14 protein-coding genes are annotated in these 17,208 nt (G+C 37.1%); 4 read left to right on the top strand and 10 right to left on the bottom strand.

From position 1 onward, the window contains the following. Positions 1–25 precede the first annotated feature (25 nt). The 6 genes from PYW32_RS04665 to PYW32_RS04640 form a co-directional block, all read right to left on the bottom strand. Positions 26–1,753 carry a cell division site-positioning protein MapZ family protein gene (locus PYW32_RS04665; protein WP_245558542.1) on the bottom strand — a complete coding sequence of 576 codons (1,728 nt, stop codon included), beginning with the start codon at positions 1,751–1,753 and terminating at the stop codon, positions 26–28. Between the two features lie 192 nt (positions 1,754–1,945). Next, a complete protein-coding gene (gene rpoD / locus PYW32_RS04660) occupies positions 1,946–3,049 on the bottom strand; it encodes an RNA polymerase sigma factor RpoD (RefSeq protein ID WP_016175497.1) in 1,104 nt (367 codons plus the stop codon). A 23-nt stretch (positions 3,050–3,072) separates the two neighbouring features. Beyond that, positions 3,073–4,902 (bottom strand): DNA primase, encoded by a 1,830-nt coding sequence (dnaG, locus tag PYW32_RS04655; protein ID WP_016175498.1) that lies wholly within the window; start codon positions 4,900–4,902, stop codon positions 3,073–3,075. A 136-nt stretch (positions 4,903–5,038) separates the two neighbouring features. Next, entirely contained in the window at positions 5,039–5,467 is a 429-nt protein-coding gene (locus tag PYW32_RS04650; protein ID WP_016175499.1) for a hypothetical protein, read from the bottom strand. A gap of 52 nt (positions 5,468–5,519) precedes the next feature. After that, a complete protein-coding gene (locus tag PYW32_RS04645; protein ID WP_016175500.1) occupies positions 5,520–6,365 on the bottom strand; it encodes a DUF368 domain-containing protein in 846 nt (281 codons plus the stop codon). A gap of 28 nt (positions 6,366–6,393) precedes the next feature. Continuing rightward, the gene (locus tag PYW32_RS04640) at positions 6,394–7,026 is read right to left on the bottom strand and encodes a lysozyme family protein (RefSeq protein ID WP_016175501.1); all 633 of its coding nucleotides are present in this window, start codon (positions 7,024–7,026) and stop codon (positions 6,394–6,396) included. 203 nt (positions 7,027–7,229) lie between these two features. Here PYW32_RS04640 and PYW32_RS04635 point away from each other — a divergent pair, with 203 nt between their 5' ends. Beyond that, complete coding sequence (locus PYW32_RS04635) at positions 7,230–7,964, top strand: alpha/beta fold hydrolase (protein ID WP_016175502.1); 735 nt, start codon at positions 7,230–7,232, stop codon at positions 7,962–7,964. Continuing rightward, positions 7,951–10,494, top strand: a complete 2,544-nt coding sequence (gene mprF, locus PYW32_RS04630; RefSeq protein WP_016175503.1) for a bifunctional lysylphosphatidylglycerol flippase/synthetase MprF — start codon at positions 7,951–7,953, stop codon at positions 10,492–10,494. Before PYW32_RS04635 ends, mprF begins: the two co-directional genes overlap by 14 nt. 76 nt (positions 10,495–10,570) lie before the next feature. Here the strand turns inward: mprF and PYW32_RS04625 are convergent, their stop codons facing one another. Continuing rightward, the gene (locus PYW32_RS04625) at positions 10,571–11,212 is read right to left on the bottom strand and encodes a hypothetical protein (RefSeq protein WP_016175504.1); all 642 of its coding nucleotides are present in this window, start codon (positions 11,210–11,212) and stop codon (positions 10,571–10,573) included. Between the two features lie 107 nt (positions 11,213–11,319). Beyond that, positions 11,320–11,586 carry a hypothetical protein gene (locus PYW32_RS04620; RefSeq protein ID WP_016175505.1) on the bottom strand — a complete coding sequence of 89 codons (267 nt, stop codon included), beginning with the start codon at positions 11,584–11,586 and terminating at the stop codon, positions 11,320–11,322. A 117-nt stretch (positions 11,587–11,703) separates the two neighbouring features. Between PYW32_RS04620 and PYW32_RS04615 the strand changes: the two genes are divergently transcribed. Next, the gene (locus PYW32_RS04615) at positions 11,704–12,708 is read left to right on the top strand and encodes a nucleoid-associated protein (RefSeq protein WP_016175506.1); all 1,005 of its coding nucleotides are present in this window, start codon (positions 11,704–11,706) and stop codon (positions 12,706–12,708) included. A 34-nt stretch (positions 12,709–12,742) separates the two neighbouring features. On the opposite strand, the gene PYW32_RS04610 is transcribed toward PYW32_RS04615, so the two are convergent. Together PYW32_RS04610 and PYW32_RS04605 are read right to left on the bottom strand one after the other, a co-directional pair. Then, positions 12,743–13,285 (bottom strand): hypothetical protein, encoded by a 543-nt coding sequence (locus PYW32_RS04610; RefSeq protein ID WP_016175507.1) that lies wholly within the window; start codon positions 13,283–13,285, stop codon positions 12,743–12,745. 152 nt (positions 13,286–13,437) lie between these two features. Then, positions 13,438–15,849: a hydroxymethylglutaryl-CoA reductase, degradative gene (locus PYW32_RS04605; protein WP_016175508.1), complete on the bottom strand. Its 2,412-nt coding sequence runs from the start codon at positions 15,847–15,849 to the stop codon at positions 13,438–13,440. Between the two features lie 179 nt (positions 15,850–16,028). Here PYW32_RS04605 and PYW32_RS04600 point away from each other — a divergent pair, with 179 nt between their 5' ends. Next, positions 16,029–17,183, top strand: coding sequence for a hydroxymethylglutaryl-CoA synthase (locus tag PYW32_RS04600; protein WP_016175509.1), 1,155 nt, complete (start codon positions 16,029–16,031; stop codon positions 17,181–17,183). Positions 17,184–17,208 lie beyond the last annotated feature (25 nt).

Below are 17,208 nucleotides of genomic sequence, written 5' to 3'. Positions count from 1 at the left end.
GAGACAAGGGTTGCTTGCTTCTTTTTTAGTTACTTCCGTTACCTCGGAAGAAACCTGTTTTCGCGTTAATAGTAAATAGATACATTGGTAACGCTGATTCTGGCGTACCTTTCAGTAACGAGGATTTGTTGGATGTCGCATATAGGTTGTAATAACCTTCACCGTTTTCAATACGCACACGTTCCACATAGAAACCACCTTCAACAATATAACCACGTTTAATCGATTCGTTAATTACTTTGTCATAGATACCTGGTGCCCAATTCCATGCTGGATTATTGGCATCATCAATATCACTTTGACGTGAAGAGATAATTGGTTCATTGTTACTGTTTTTCGGTGTATTCGGTCCTAAAATTTCTGAACCTTCACTGTATTGTGGTGTTGTTGGTGTTTGCTCTTGAACAGGCACTTCTGGTTCAGCTTGTGCTTGCGGTTGTTCTGTTTGAGCAGGTTGCTCTGCTTGTTGTTCTGCTTGTTCTTTTTCTGCAGCTTCACGTTCAACCAAAGCTTTATCAACTTTTTCTAATTGTGCAATGAAGGCTTTCTTCTCTGCACCATCGAATAACTTGTCAACTTTTTCTTTGGTATCTTCATAATCTTTTCGCGTGACAGAATCACTTAATTGTTCATTGCTATCGCTTGTAGTTAATGCTTGAACAGCTTTGCCTGTCTCTTGTAACGCTTTGAATTCTTCTTTACCTTTTTTAATTGCTTCATTGATTAACTTAGAAAAAGGCGTTTCATCAGTTAATAATGCCATGTCAACTGCATCGCCATCTTTGACATGAACATTTTCTTTCAGTTCATCGCCTACGACAATTGGTTCTGTAAAATGACTATTGATTTGATCAAGAACAGCAATTTTTACTTGTAATTTTTGCCCTTTATCACGTAATTCTTTGTATTTTGGTTCAGAAGAATACTCTTCCAATTCTTTCATTAATTTTTCGACATCTGCTGCTGTTTTTCCAGGGACAATAAATTGTTCGTCTTGATCAAGATAAAAATTATCCAATTCACTCTCAATCCGTGCAACAGCTGTTTCAACACGTAATTGTTCTTGACGTGCAGCTTCTGCTTTTTCTTTTTGTTGATTGTCGTAATACATCCATGCACCACCAGCAATAACAACTAGTGCAGCTGCTGTCAACCAATATTTTTTCTTGGATTTCTTTGGCGGTTCTGGGTTTTTCACGGGTGCCTTTTCTTCTTTTGGTTCCGGTTTAACTTCTGGCTCTGGTGTTGGTATTGGATCAATAATCGGTGCAACAACAGGTGCTACTTTTGGTTCTTCCGGTTCTTCTTCTGTAGGGGTCTCTTCTACAGTTGGTTCTTCTACGATATCTTCTTCTGGTACTTCATTTACAACAGGAATAATCGGTTCTGGATCACTGGTTTCTTCGACTGGTACTTCTTCCTCTTTTTCTGGTTCTGATGAAGGTTCAGCTGATTCTGTTACTGTTTCTTCCTCAGTCGGATTCTCATCTTTATAATCGTCTTTATGTTTACGAATATATTCAGCTAAAATTGGATTGTCTGCAAATTCATCAGTTTCTTCCTCATCATTTCCGTCATGCAATTCAGAGAAATGCTCGATAACTGACTCAATAGGGACATCTTGATAGTCGGACCATTTAATATTATCATTTTCTGGTTTTGTCGCGATATCATCAATTAATTTAGCGCCGCAATTGGGACAAAATTTCTGATCGGCGATTAATTCAAATTCGCAATGTGGACATTTATTCATCAATCTATCTTTGCTCCTTTTACTTTCTCAAAAATAATCTACCATATATTGAAAAGTTAGCCAATACCCCTGACATTACGTTTTTGTTAAGTTCGCATTGAAATTTCCTAAAAAGTGGAAAATTCTCGCCCTTTTTTGACAAAAAGACTTTTAAAAGTCTAAACAGCTTTTAAAAGTCTTCATATGTGTGGTTTATTCTAAAAAGTCTTTCAATTGTTTTGAACGAGATGGATGGCGTAATTTTCTTAACGCTTTCGCTTCGATTTGGCGAATACGTTCTCTCGTTACACCAAATACTTTACCGACTTCTTCCAATGTACGTGTACGTCCATCATCAATTCCGAAACGTAGACGTAAAACATTTTCTTCACGGTCTGTTAATGTATCTAAAACATCCTCTAATTGTTCTTTTAACAATTCATAAGCAGCGTGTTCTGCTGGACTTGTTGCTTCTTGGTCTTCGATAAAATCTCCTAAATGAGAATCATCTTCTTCACCAATTGGCGTTTCTAATGAAACAGGTTCTTGTGCGATTTTTAGAATCTCACGAACTTTTTCAGTTGGTAAGTCCATTTCTGCCCCAATTTCTTCTGGTGTCGGTTCTCTTCCTAAGTCTTGTAGTAATTGACGTTGGATACGAATCAATTTATTAATTGTTTCCACCATGTGGACAGGAATACGAATGGTTCTTGCTTGGTCTGCAATGGCACGCGTAATCGCTTGGCGAATCCACCATGTTGCATACGTAGAGAATTTGAATCCTTTGCGGTAATCAAATTTTTCAACGGCTTTCATCAAGCCCATGTTTCCTTCTTGAATTAAATCAAGAAATTGCATGCCGCGTCCGACATAACGTTTGGCAATACTTACAACTAAACGTAAGTTCGCTTCCGCTAGACGTTGTTTTGCTTCTTGATCGCCTTCTTCGATTTTTAGGGCTAACTCAACTTCTTCTTCAGCAGTCAATAATGGCACGCGTCCGATTTCTTTTAAGTACATGCGAACTGGATCGTTAATTTTTACACCAGTTGGCGCAGATAAATCTTCCTGTGCTTGTTCGGGTGCTTTTTTCTCAGTTGTTTTTAGACTGTGAACAGATGGTTCTCCATTTTCATCAACGACACTAATACCAGCGTCTTCAACTTTTTGGATTAACTTGTCCATTCCGTCCGCATCTAGTGAGTAAGGTGTGGCTAATTGGTTTGACAATTCATCATAGATAACTTGTCCTTTAGGTTTGTTTGCGCGGATAAATTCGGCAACTGCTTTTTCATATGTTTTGTTTGTTTCTGCCATGAAAGAAGTCCCCCTTCAATGTGCTATTTGGCTTGTTTCAATTGCTTGGTAAGATTTATTATTTCAACTGCCAATTCCAATTCCAATTGCTGATTTCCTTTTTGACTAGCTTCTTGTTGCTGAATTCGTTTTTTATTTATTTCTTCAACAATGCTTGACGTTTGGATAATCCGTACAAGGTCTTGAAACTCTTGTTCCGTACTTTCTTCAGGAACATTGAGTCTGGCAATTGTAATGACTAATTGTTTCATTTGCTCATTTTTAAGAAAATCAAGGAACTTGGCAACAACAAATTCGCCTTCCATTTCAACGTAAGCGTCAAAAAGGACATAAAGTTCTTGGTATTTTTCATGAGCGAATGTTAATTCTAAGCTTTTAAACCGACGATTGAATGATTCCTCATTAAATAATCGATACAAAAGTAATTCTTCTGCTTTTTCCAGCTGTGTTTTACGAACAACACTAGGTGGTGGCAACGGGATTTGCTCAGGTTCAACATGTGTCGGTGTTCTTGCTTCATTTCGACGGGCTTGTTTAAATTGCCGTAATTGTTGCTGCAAGGTTTCACGACTAATTTGGAACTCTGTAGATAATTGTGTCAGATACCGATCTTGCTCAAGTAAGGAATCAACTTGCAACAAATCCTGTAATAACTCTTGGACATATTCTAATTGTTCTTTTTCATTTGCGAGATTACGATGCTGTTTGCGATAGTTCATTTTAAATGAAAAGACCGTCTCACGTCCATGATACGCTAGCTCATAAAAAGCCTCACTTCCGTATTTACGGACATATTCATCGGGGTCCAAACGTTCTGGAACACTGACAATCGTTAAATTAAGATGACTATGTTCTTGCAACAGTTCAATCCCACGATTGGTCGCTTCAATCCCTGCGTTATCGCCATCATAGCAAAGAATCAATTCTTTTGATACGCGTTCAATCGCAGCAATTTGTTGATTGGTTAAACTGGTTCCCATTGAGGCAATACCGTTTTGAATTCCTGATTGCCAGGCAGCCAAAACATCCATAAAGCCTTCAAATAAAAAGACTGAACCTTCTTTACGAATCGTGCTACGTGCTTTATCAAAGTTAAATAATACCTCACGTTTATTAAATAAACTTGTTTCTGGACTGTTTAAATACTTGGGTTGATTTTCACCGGGAAATGCTTCTGTTTGTAACCACCGACCTGAAAATCCAATTGTTTTTCCTTGGAAATTACGAATAGGAAACATAATTCGCTGGTAAAAACGATCAGCTAGTCCATCATCTCTTTCAACAAATAACCCTGACTCAGCAAAATATTTAGCGTCTAACGATTCATTTTGAAAAATACGTTCTAAAAACGCACGTTGATTCGGCGCAAAACCAATTTGAAATTCTTCAATCAGTTCTTCCGTCAATCCTCGTTTCAATAAATAATCTAGAGCTTCTTGTCCAGCCGTTGTATGAACGAGCATATGATGATAGACTTCACTTGCCTTTTCATGCAACGCGATTAATTGTTGTGCTTTTGATGATTCTGGATTGGTCTGTGGCGCTTGTCGATAATTTTCAGCAACTGGAATATTCTCTATTTCAGCTACTTTAACAACAGCTTCACTAAAAGAAACGCCTTCTAATTCTTGAACAAAACTAAAGACGTTACCCCCTCGTCCGCAACCAAAACAATAATAAAATTGTTTATCTTCAGCTACTGAAAATGAGGGTGTTTTTTCGTTATGAAACGGACATAAACCAGTGTAATTTTTACTACCAGATTTTTTTAATTGAACATACTGTCCAATTACTTCAACAATATTCGTACGACTACGAACATCATCAATCACGTGTTGTGGGATTCTTGCCACGGACACTCACCTCCTGTATTTACTGTAAGATGAGCTTATCTATCGGTAAAAAATCGCACTAATCGAAATCAGCGCGATTCTAAAATAGACAGTTTTTCACATCATTCATTCTATCACATTTTTATTTCTTTTCAAGTTATTTGTTTTCTTCCGCTGATTTCTTTATCCAAGCCAATCCTTCATGGGTAATCGTATAGAAAAGCAATTCGCCTTGTAAATTAAAAAAAGCAATATCTTGATACCCAAAATCAGTCGTTTCGACATACATGCCTGAAAAAGGATGCTCACAATTATAAAAAAAGGAATCAAACTTTCGTAACTGTTGAAAATATGCCTTTTTTCTTTCTAAAGAAAGGGCATATTTGTACAGCGTTCCTTTTGTCCCCGTCTCTAACCAATGTGAGATGTCTTTTATCGTTACCAAAGAATCACCAAAATTCGTCAGTAACGGGGAATTGGGTGTATCATCCCAAGAAACCACAATTTCAACATATTTCGTCTGTTTTTCTAAAAAGTTGATGACTGCTAAATAGTCCTTTTTTGTTGCAAATGTTATTTCTCTCATCGATCCTCCTACAAAAAAACAGGAAATACCGCAAAAGTATTTCCTGTTTGTCTTATTTATATTGTTCTTCTAAACGGCTCATCCATGCACCTAATGCAATACCAGCCAAACATAATACACCACACATCACAAAATTCATTGCTGTAAAGCCAGCATAATTTGTTGGAATAATCATGACAGTTGATGCAAATACGACCCCTAAAATGAAATGGAATAATTGCGCATAAGCTTTACTAAAAATATAATCCATTACACGAGATAACCCTAAAACAGTGACCAGCCCTCCAATAGCAATCGGAATAATCACGCCTAAATCAACTGTTTTAATCCCATCAGACATTGCTTTATACATGCCCATATATACTAAGAAATTCGAAGGACTTAATCCAGGAACAATCATTCCTAAACCAATTAACCCGCCAGCAATAACCCATGTCCAGAAATTTTGTGGGACTTCAGAGAAAAGACTTGATCCTTGCCATAAAAAAAGAAAACCAGCAATAAAACTGACAATCATAATTACGACATCACGGTTGGAACGACCTTTTTTCCCAGCTTCTTTCCAAAGTGCAGGTACTGTTCCAATGATACAACCGACAAAGAACCAAAGAATGATTGTTTCATAGGTTCCTAATAAGAAGCTCACTGCAAAAGATAATAAGAAAACGCCAGTAATCCCACCTAAACCAACTGGGATAAAATATAAAACATTTTCTTTAAAGTTTTTTGTAATATGGGCCAAAAATGAAATGATTCGTTCGTAAATTCCGAAAATAGCAGCTAATGCTCCTCCACTAACTCCTGGCAAAATAAATCCTGAGCCGATGAACATGCCTTTCACAAAGCGCAAAATCCAGTCTGTTCCACCGCTTTTTGTGTTGTGACTTCTGTTTTCCATAAATGATATACTCTCCTACATTTGTTTTTTATTCAAACAAAAAATTGGTCCATTTAATTTTTTGCTCGTTTAATTTAACTAGTTCTGCATAAAACAAGTTGCCCCCATTATGATATAAATAACCGCCATTGTAAATAAAAGAATGTACGCCAATATAGCGGTACATCGTCTGATTATCATTTCCTAACAACGGAGACAAGACATCTCGTGAATAATTCTCTGCCAATTCTAACGTATTTTTCCCACTATTGTCTGCCACATAATCAATATACTCTAAACCAAAATTATAGGCCTGAACCGCCGTCCAAAGATCCGTGTCAGCTTCTTCTGATTTTTCAATGGCTTCAGAAAGGTAACTAACCCCTTGTTCAATGCTACGGTCTGATTCAGTAATTTGATTGGGTTGTCCATGTGTACTTTCAGAGCTTTGCATTGGATCATCGCCCAAACCTTTTGTTTCTGTAAAAATAATGCTTAACACTAAATCTTTATATTCAGGAATTCCTTGTGCTTCTACCGCAGCTTGCACTTGTGTATCATACTGATGCACTTGTTTTAAAATGCGATAATTACGATAGACAAAATAACTACCAACTATGAGTAGTACTAATAAAACGATTCGAAAAAAATAACGAATCCAAGACTTCTTTTTTAATTTCATATTAATCATCCAAACTTTTTAATATCAGCTTTCAGACTACTATGTCTGAGGAAAGATGTCCATTGCCATTGAAGAAATTTACAAAATTTAAAAAAAACACAACATTTCTTTAACTTACAGAAATGTTCGCTGGTTTTCAGTATCAAAAAAATTAAAAAATGGCTATACTTTAGTTTAAGTGGAAAAGAAAACAGGTGATCAAGATGGAAAGTAAAAAACGGTACTTAGAAGCAGCTGACGGTAGCCTACTCTTTTACGAAATTTATGGACAAGGTTTCCCACTTTTTTTATTGCATGGCAACAACAACGATGGCACCTACTTCCATTACCAAATTCAAAGTTTTATGCAACAATTTCAAGTATTTGTCTTAGATAGTCGTGGGCAAGGGCATTCGACAAATACGGCCAAACACATGACCTTCCAACAAATGGCAGCAGACCTAAATACAATCATGGAACATGAACATATCTCTTGCGCAAATATTTTAGGCTTTAGCGATGGCGCAAATATCGCGATGGTGTTTGCACATACGTATCCGGAAAAAGTCAATCGAATGGTTTTAAATGCAGGAAATACGAAAGTCACTGGCTTAAAAAATTATTGGATTGTCTTGACGTATTTGCAATATTTTCTTTATTGGATACTGTCATTTTTATTTGAACGTGCGCGAGAAAAACGACCGATTATCGGTTTGATGATTCATGATATTGGATTGAGTCAACAAGATTTAACAGCAATTAACACACCAACATTGGTTATTGTAGGCAAGCATGATGATATTAAATTGAAGCACACACTCATGATTGTCAATCAACTCCCCAATGCGAAATTTGTCCTTGTACCCAAACAAGGTCATACGTTGGCAAGGAAAGATGCCACCAATTTCAATCGAGAAGTTCTTTCATTTTTAGGAGGGGAAAAAATTGAAAAAGATTAGTCAATGGGTCGTCCAACACAAGACCTTATTAAAAACACTTTTTGTTGCTATTTTGTCTATTATTGTCAGCGCCGAGCTCTTATCAATTGCAAAAACTATTTCATTTGAGCAATTAGCAACACTCTTTAAAGAAACACCAATTTGGCGGATTTTCGCGATGGTACTCATTGGGTTATTAGCTATTTTACCAATGTCTGGATATGATTTCACATTAAAAAAAATGCTGCAACTGGACTATAAACCACTTTATATTTTAGAAACAAGTTGGGTCATTAATACGATTAACAACATCGCCGGTTTCGGTGGTTTAGTCAGTATGGGTTTACGTTCAGAATTTTACGGAAAAAAAGCGAGCAAAGAAATTTTTAGTGCGTTAACAAAGATTTTATTGTTTGTCTTATCTGGACTCTCTATTTATAGTTTTATTTCGTTTGCAGCCATTCATTTTTTCCATGCCAATGATTACTTGAAACAATACTGGCCTTGGTTAGTCGGTGGTAGCCTTTATTTTCCGGTGCTTTATTTTGTTACTGGTTTAAAAAAAGGAGGATTATTAGGAGGACTTGAACGGAAATTCCGAATGGCATTGCTCGCCTCTTCCTTTTTAGAATGGACAGGTGTCGTTGTTAGTTTCTTAAGTATTGGTTATTTATTAGGTGTTTCGTTTTCAATTTGGGAAGTTTTACCGTTGTTTATTGCTGCTATTATTATCGGGATTGTTTCGATGATTCCTGGTGCATTAGGTAGTTTCGACGTCATGATGATTTTAGGCTTATCTGCTTTAGGGATTGAGCGTGAAGTAGTGGTCTTATGGTTATTATTATTCCGTATTTGTTATTACGGGATTCCTGTAGGAATCGGGATGATTTTCTTCTTTAAACATATCTTCAAAAACTTTGACGAGAAATATGAAGGGATTCCGAAACAGTTAACTTTAGAGATTTTCCATAAAGTAGAGGCTGGTTTGCTGTATTTTTCCGGAATTATGATGGTCCTTTTAGCAACTGTCCCCCAAGCATTCACAGATTTCCCATGGTTAAGTCATTTGAATCCTTTTCGTTTTCATATTGTGGTGCAATTTCCTAGTATTTTATTAGGCTTTACACTTTTAATTATGGGACGCGGTATTGCCGCTCAGGTCAAACGCGCCTATTGGCCAACGATTTTATTAATCAGTACGGCTATTATCTATTCATTTGTGATTGATTTTAGTTTTATTACTATTTTTTATCTGATTTGCTTGTTAGTCATTGTGATTGTTTCCAAATCGGAATTAACACGGGAACAGTTTGTCTACTCTTGGGAATGGTTGACCATTGATGGGATTGTTTTTGGGGCACTCACAATGTTGTATCTGATTATCGGTGTCTTCCAGTTACCTGAACTGCCTCATCGCTCCCATCGCTTTATGAGTTTTTTCTTGCTCCCTTCTGAAAAAATTTGGTTGTCTGGTTTTGTAGTCATTAGTGTCGTTGCTGCGTGTATGTTATTGCTCGTTCGTTACTTACAAGGACCGAAGAAAAAAATTGCTGAAGATGTTAACCACACAGATGTACAAACAATTCTCGAAACTTATGGTGGCAATAGCGATAGTGAATTAGTCTTTTTAGAAGATAAGTCCGTCTTTATTTATCGCAACGAAGACGAACCGACTGTCTTTTTACAATTTAGTACAATCAATGATAAATGTGTGGTTATGGGTGATCCGTCTGGTAAGCCTGAAGACTTTGCTGATGCTGTAGACGCCTTTATTCAAGAAGCTGATCGTTGGTGTTATCTCCCTGTCTTCTATGAAGCACGAGAAGAAATGGTCATGATTTTACACGATTTCGGCTATGATTTTATTAAAATGGGGGAAGAAGCACTGGTAGATTTAGACACATTTACAACGTCTGGTAAAAAAATGCGTGGTACGCGTGCGGTATTAAATAAAATCAAAAAAGAAGGGTACTATTTTGATGTCTTACAGCCACCCTTTTCAAATGAAACCATGGCCGCTTTACAAGATATCTCCGAAGAATGGCTAGATGGGCGGAAAGAACGAGGCTTTTCACTAGGCTTTTTCTCAGAAACCTATTTGCAACGTAACCCTATTGCGGTCGTAAAAAATGCCGAAGATGAGATTGTCTCTTTTGCGAATATTATTCCAAGTTATACCAAAGAAATTGGGACTATCGATTTAATGCGACACCATCCAACCAAAGCACCTTCGGGTAGTATGGACTTCTTATTTATTCATTTATTTGAATACATGAAAGAAGAACACATTCAATATTTTGATTTGGGTATGGCCCCTTTAGCAAATGTCGGACAGTCACGCAAAAGTTTTTTACAAGAGCGAATTGCCTCACTGGTTTATTCGTTCGGTAGTCATTTTTATTCTTTCCAAGGATTACGTGACTATAAAGAAAAATATGCCAGCCAATGGATTTCCCGTTATACTTTGTATTCTCGAGATAGTTGGATTGCCTATGTCATGATTGCTTTATTGATTTTAGACAATAAACCGATTGACCACGATTCAAAATAAGACAGTCATCGTAGTCATTTAAAACAAAAAATAGCCGAACTAGAGAAAGTCCTACTTCTACTAGTTCGGCTATTTTTTATGAGCGATGCGCAAGTGGTGTTTGAGCAAAAGCTTCAATTACTGGAATGACATCCAATTTTAATTTGTACTTACGTTCCAACGCGGATTCAATGACAAATTGGTTTTCTTCAGTTGCTGAAATTGTCGCTAACAAACGGTTTTCTTTTGCTGTTTGTTCAACTACACGAATGTCTTCTTCTGTATGCTCCACCTTAAATTTCGGGAAAGCTTCCATTTGTTCTTTAAACGTAGCAATTGTCATGCCTTCTGTTGTAGTCGGTTCAGCTTCCGCTACGCTTTCTTCTGAAACTGCTTCGCTAGCAACTGGCGCTGACGGTGTCCAATAACTTGCAACTTCATCTGCTAAATTACTGCTAAAACGATCTAAAAAGCCTTTTTCTTGGCTTTGTACACGTTTCACAGCAATGTTGAAGTTTTCATCTAGTGGAACAGTAATCACATAATTGTTGACTGTTGCATCATCATTGATTAATTCAATCGCCATCTCCTGTTTGTTCTCAGGTTTGATGTACACGTTGGTTGTCAAGTTATATTTTTCAACAGTTTTCTTTTCTAAGCTTTCAAAAAGCATTTTACGTGCCACTTCAAAAGAAGGGCGGAATTGTTTTTTTAGTTTTTCTAATTGTTTCTTTTTCATGATGTTCCCCTTTCAATACCTTTTCGATTATATGAAAAAAAATCGAAATTGAACAGAGATTTTCATGAAAAAAATCGAAAAATGAGAATTCGGTAAAAATCAGTGCTTTATTTTACTTGCTCAATGCGCTGATATTTAGGGATGACCGCCACTAAATCACGTGTTTGATTGATAGCAATCACGCGCTCTTGCCATTGCTCTAGCGTATAATCTGTTCCTAGTCGTTCAGTCAAAGATGCCTGTACTTCTTCTTTTGTCCAATCGCGTGCGGGATAATGCTGCACTTTATCTGAAGATATTAAGAAAATAAAATTATCACTAAATGCTGTGATGACAGCTTCTGATAGATTATCTAATCGATTGCGAATATCCATAAAAGCAACCTCCTTTTTACTTTAGTGTAGCAAGCACACATTCTTTTGACAACTTTCACCTTTTACTTCCTAGAACATCATTTTTCTTGTACACTAGACACTGAAGGAGCGAAGCAAATGGATATTTATTTAAAACGTGCAATTTTGCATATCATTGACCGCGAAGCAGGCGATCCTGTATATTCTCAAGTTGAATTAGATTTAACGACTGAATACATTCGCGATTATTTAACCAAAAAAATTCAAAAACTCTCAACTGCGCAAACTAAAACAGGTGTCTTAATTGACAAATCTACCATCGGACAATTAGCAAAAGTTGCTGAATCAGATTTCACGCAATTTAGCGAGCATTTTGTTGCACGTTGGTATGACATCTATCATCAAAGTGAAGATGCGCCCAGTGCAGATGTCTTTATTATCTTATACGAAATGGATACCGAAATGTACGCAGCATTTTTAAAAGTGAATTATACGGATGCGTACACTCATTTTGTAGAAGCAGATGAATCAGGAATTCAAAATAAACTGATTATCAATCGAGCTATTTTAGGTGGTAAAACCCAAAAAGCTGACGAAGGATTGACCTTAAACTTGTCTTCTCTAGCTTATGAACTGATTGAGAAAAAGTACAGTTTTTCTGGTGAGAAAGGATTCTACTTTTCGACTAAAGTCATTGAATCACAACCCGTTCCTTCTTTGGAAGAAAATGTCAAAGTCATCAAAAGAGTCGCCGAAAAAATCGGGCAAAAATTCGAAGCTCCTTCTTATGATATCGTAGCAGATGTCAAAGAAGCTGTCTTTGATACGATTGAAGAAACGGGACAAATCGACGCCAAAGAGATTGCTGAAAAAGTCTTCAAAGACAATATTACTGCTCAGATGGCGTTCCAAGAAGAAGTCGTCGAAAAGGGATTTGTTGATCGTGCACCCATGTTGCGTGAAGTCAAAGAGATTTCTGAGAAAAAATACGGCAAACAAAAACTGAAATTATCCAATGGCATAGAATTAATTGTTCCTCTGGATGTTTATCGTAACACTGATTTAATCGAATTCGTCAATAATCCAGACGGTACCATTTCGGTAACCATCAAAAATGTGGATGAAGTAATTAATCGTTTATAGAAAAAAGACTGACGCAGATGAACGTCAGTCTTTTTTATTTAATGACTATTTTTTGTTGTTGCATTGTATCTGTTGTAGCCAAATATTTTTCAGCATTTTCTGGGTCGTCTTTGACTTTCTCAATTGTTTCTTCATTTGTTGTGGTCAAAACAATACCAATAATGCCGTCTTTAATTTCCTCATAAGGGATAAATGTCGTTATCGGTTCTATTGCTTGCTTTTCAGTACCAATTTGAACAGTTTCTTTTGCATCGTACAAACGTACGCCATAATAACCTTCATCTGACCTGTATTCTAAATAATATATTTTTTCGATAGCTCTTGTTAGATTTGTTGTATTAAATACTTCTTGTTCCACTTTTTGATCAGCAGGGTTAATATTAATTAAATAGATACTCTTTTCTTTCGGTTCGACAATTTCATATGTACGAATGCTCTCATCATTACTTGGGATGGATTTTACAATTGTCGTTTCTGCGTTGTTCGCTTGCCGATTATTATTCATAATAAAAAAACAAGCAAAGGCAATTAACAAAATCAAAGCCACAAACAGACATTCCGGTTTTCTATTTTTCATACTAACTCCTCCTTTCAAGCGCAGTCTCTTTTTATTATAGCATCAGAAATTCTTGATAACTGTTTTTGCCCCAAACGTCAAAAATTCATGCCTGAACGTCGAATTTCATCAAAAAAAACCGACAATCTCTGAAAGAAATTGTCGGTTCACGTTTATTTTTGAAGTGATGCTAAAATTTCACGAGCGGTGGCTTCATTCATTGTTGTCTTTTTCAAGGCCTCCGCCACCTGCTGAATCTCGTCGCCTTTTGCACCGATACTTAATGCTAACGATCGTGCTTGTAAAGACATATGCCCTTTTTGGATTCCTTCTGATACCAATGCACGTAATGCAGCTAAATTTTGAGCTAATCCTACTGCAGCAATCACTTCAGCCAATTCTTTTGCTTTCGTGACATCAAGCATTTGTAAAGCAAGTTGCGCTTTTGGCAATACTTTCGTCGCACCACCCACCGTTCCTAAAGCTAAAGGTAATTGGATGGTTCCTTGTAAATGCGTCTGTGTCATCGTCCATTGGCTTAATCCTTGATAGCGCCCATTGCGTGCAGCATAAGCATGGATTGCGGCTGACGCTGCGCGCGTATCATTTCCTGTAGCTAAGATGACTGCTTCCACACCGTTCATAATTCCTTTATTATGCGTGGCCGCGCGATAAGGATCAAGTTGTGCAAATGTCGAAGCGACTGCTATTTTTTCAGCCACTTCACGCCCTTGTTTTCCTAATGCTTCAAAAGCAATCTCACAGGAAGCAGTAACAACAGCTTCGGTCGCATAATTACTCAAAATACTAAATAAAATTTCTTCATCAAACCATTCTCGAAAGACGTTTGCTATCCCTTCTAAAATCGTGTTTAGAATATTGGCACCCATCGCATCTTGTGTATCTACAAGTAAGTCAACGGATAAGAACTTGGGATTTTCTGGAAACGCGCGAACCTGAATTTCTCGCAAGCCACCGCCACGTTTCACGATAGAAGGATACACTTGTTGAGCTGTTTCAAATAAAAACGTTTGATTGTCTTCAATTTTTTGTCGAATGGCTTGCGCATCTTGTACATCCATAAATACAATTTGTCCACGCAAAATTTTTTGTGTCATTTCACTTTTAAAACCACCCAATCCGGAGGCCATTTTAGCGCCGTTACTACACGCCGCAATAACAGAAGGTTCTTCTGTTGCCATAGGAACAACGTAGGGTTTGCCATTGATGACAAAATTTACACCCACGCCTAATGGTATGGATACTTCACTAATTTGATTTTCAATTAAATGATTCGCAATTTCTTCTGACAATGCCATCGTCATTAATTCTTGTTTATCATTCACAGTAATGATTTTTTTTTCGACTAATTGATTTAAACGTTCTTCTCTGGACAGCTCATAGAACTTTTTTTCAGGCGTTCCTGTTGTTCTTTCTAACAAAATTGCTAATCCCAAACCACCGCCGACACAAAGAGAAGCAATGGCATACTTGCCATCTACACGCGCTAATTGATGCGCAGCAGTTGCCACGATTCGTGTACCACTTGCACCAATTGGATGCCCTAATGAAATACCGCCACCACAAATATTGAGTTTTTCATCAGGAATTGCTAATTCTTGTTGCACCACAATCGAAGACGCCGCAAATGCTTCATTGATTTCAAATAAATCAATCGCATCAATTGTTAAATCATTTCGTTCAACCAATGAACGAATAGCTTTAATTGGTGAAATGCCCATGATACTTGGGTCAATCCCTACTTCGGTTATATCTTTAATGACTGCAAGATAAGGTAATTGATATGTTTCCGCAAATGCTTTTGAGGCCAATAAGACACCTGCCGCTCCATCATTTAACGTTGACGCATTTCCAGCAGTCACTGTGCCTTCTTCTTTAAAAACAGTTCGAAGTGTGCTTAATTTATCAAGTGTTGTTTCTGGACGAATACCTTCATCGTTTTCGTAGACAGTTCCAGCTACTTCGACTGGTAAAATTTCTTCTCTAAAGTAACCATTTGCTTGCGCTGTGGCAGCTTTTTGTTGAGAATGTACTGCAAATGTATCTTGTTGTTGACGCGTCACATCAAATTGTTCCGCTACATTTTCAGCCGTTAACCCCATATGTTTGCCACTAAAAGCGTCCGTTAAACCATCTTTAATCATGACTGGTTTAGGTTGTGTATAAGAATCTGTTTGTTTGTCATATTGTGAAAGGTAAGGTGCTTGACTCATACTTTCCACTCCACCAGCTAACACGACTTCCGCTTCACCTAAACGAATGGCTTGGCGTGCTAACGCAATTGCTTTTAAACCGGAACCACAAACTTCATTAATTGTTGACGCTGGAATGTCATAAGACAATCCACTATTCAAAGCGATTTGACGTGCTGGATTTTGTCCATTGCCCGCTTGTAAAACATTCCCAAAAATAACTTGTTGAACCTCTTTTTGCAGCTTGAGATTTCTTTTTAATAGTGCCTGTGCAACGGTTGTTCCTAACGTAACAGCCGAGACTTGGCTAAATTGTCCTCGATACTTCCCAATCGGCGTTCTCAAGGCATCAATAATTACAACTTCTTCCACTTTGCCACCTCCAAAATGAACTATAGCATTCTTCTAATGAAAAAAAAACTTTCTCTTTATTATAACCATTTTTTACTAAAGATTCTTTAACAATCTTTAAATTATCTGCTATTTTTTCCCTAATTTTCACAAAAATATGTTACTTTATAGAAGTAAACTATCGTTAAAGGAGATTAACTATGACTGTTGGTATAGATAAAATCAGTTTTTTTGTTCCGCCTTACTTTATTGACATGACGGATTTAGCACATGCACGTGATGTCGATCCAAATAAATTCCACATCGGGATTGGACAAGATCAAATGGCCGTAAATGCCAAAACGCAAGATATCGTAACTTTTGCGACCAATGCAGCCAAACAAATTTTAACTGAGGAAGACTTAACTGCCATTGATACGGTGATTGTAGCTACTGAATCAGGTATTGACGAATCCAAAGCTGCCTCGGTTGTGTTACATCGTTTATTAGGAGTCCAACCATTTGCTCGCTCATTTGAAATTAAAGAAGCTTGTTATGGTGGTACAGCTGGTTTACAATTTGCGAAAAACCATGTCACATTACACCCTGAAAGCAAAGTCTTAGTTGTTGCAACAGATATTGCACGTTACGGATTGAACTCTGGCGGTGAGCCAACGCAAGGTGCGGGTGCTGTAGCGATGTTAATTACAGCAAATCCAAGAATTTTAAGTTTAAATGATGATAACGTGATGTTAACTCAGGATATTTATGATTTTTGGCGACCAGTTGGCCACGACTACCCACTTGTTGACGGTCCTTTATCAAATGAAACATACATCAACTCTTTCCAAAAAGTTTGGCAAGAAAACACACATCGTAATGGCTATACATTAGCTGATTATCAAGCGTTAGCTTTCCATATTCCTTATACAAAAATGGGAAAAAAAGCCTTGTTAGCAATTTTAGAAAATGAAACAGAAGAAGAACAAGCGCGGATTCTAGCACGCTATGAAGAAAGCATTGCTTATAGTCGTCGTATCGGTAACCTTTATACAGGTTCATTATACTTGGGACTGATTTCCTTATTGGAACATGCCACAGTTTTAACTGCTGGCGATCGCATCGGATTATTTAGTTATGGTTCCGGTGCCGTTTCGGAATTTTTCAGTGGACATTTAGTTGAAGGTTATAAGCAACATCTTTTAGTTGATGTTCATACTTCTTTATTAGAAAAACGGACAAAATTAGCGATTGACGCATACGAAGAATTGTTTAATGATAAATTAGACACTAATATTGATGCAACATTTGAAGATGAGACTGCCTTTAGTATCTCTGGTATTCAAAATACTATTCGTGCGTATCGTACAAAATAACCGATTACATCCTTTCATACAAAAT

The organism is Enterococcus saccharolyticus subsp. saccharolyticus, assembly GCF_029023825.1.
Classification (GTDB): domain Bacteria; phylum Bacillota; class Bacilli; order Lactobacillales; family Enterococcaceae; genus Enterococcus_F; species Enterococcus_F saccharolyticus.
Note: the sequence above shows the minus strand (reverse complement) of the source record. Positions and strands in the feature narration are given on the sequence as shown.

Coding starts and splice junctions, on each gene's coding strand:
- rpoD (WP_016175497.1), bottom strand. CDS start 3,049: ATGGCAGAAACAAACAAAACATATGAAAAAGCAGTTGCCGAATTTATC.
- PYW32_RS04635 (WP_016175502.1), top strand. CDS start 7,230: ATGGAAAGTAAAAAACGGTACTTAGAAGCAGCTGACGGTAGCCTACTC.
- PYW32_RS04615 (WP_016175506.1), top strand. CDS start 11,704: ATGGATATTTATTTAAAACGTGCAATTTTGCATATCATTGACCGCGAA.
- PYW32_RS04640 (WP_016175501.1), bottom strand. CDS start 7,026: ATGAAATTAAAAAAGAAGTCTTGGATTCGTTATTTTTTTCGAATCGTT.
- PYW32_RS04645 (WP_016175500.1), bottom strand. CDS start 6,365: ATGGAAAACAGAAGTCACAACACAAAAAGCGGTGGAACAGACTGGATT.
- PYW32_RS04625 (WP_016175504.1), bottom strand. CDS start 11,212: ATGAAAAAGAAACAATTAGAAAAACTAAAAAAACAATTCCGCCCTTCT.
- PYW32_RS04610 (WP_016175507.1), bottom strand. CDS start 13,285: ATGAAAAATAGAAAACCGGAATGTCTGTTTGTGGCTTTGATTTTGTTA.
- PYW32_RS04600 (WP_016175509.1), top strand. CDS start 16,029: ATGACTGTTGGTATAGATAAAATCAGTTTTTTTGTTCCGCCTTACTTT.
- PYW32_RS04650 (WP_016175499.1), bottom strand. CDS start 5,467: ATGAGAGAAATAACATTTGCAACAAAAAAGGACTATTTAGCAGTCATC.
- PYW32_RS04620 (WP_016175505.1), bottom strand. CDS start 11,586: ATGGATATTCGCAATCGATTAGATAATCTATCAGAAGCTGTCATCACA.
- PYW32_RS04665 (WP_245558542.1), bottom strand. CDS start 1,753: ATGAATAAATGTCCACATTGCGAATTTGAATTAATCGCCGATCAGAAA.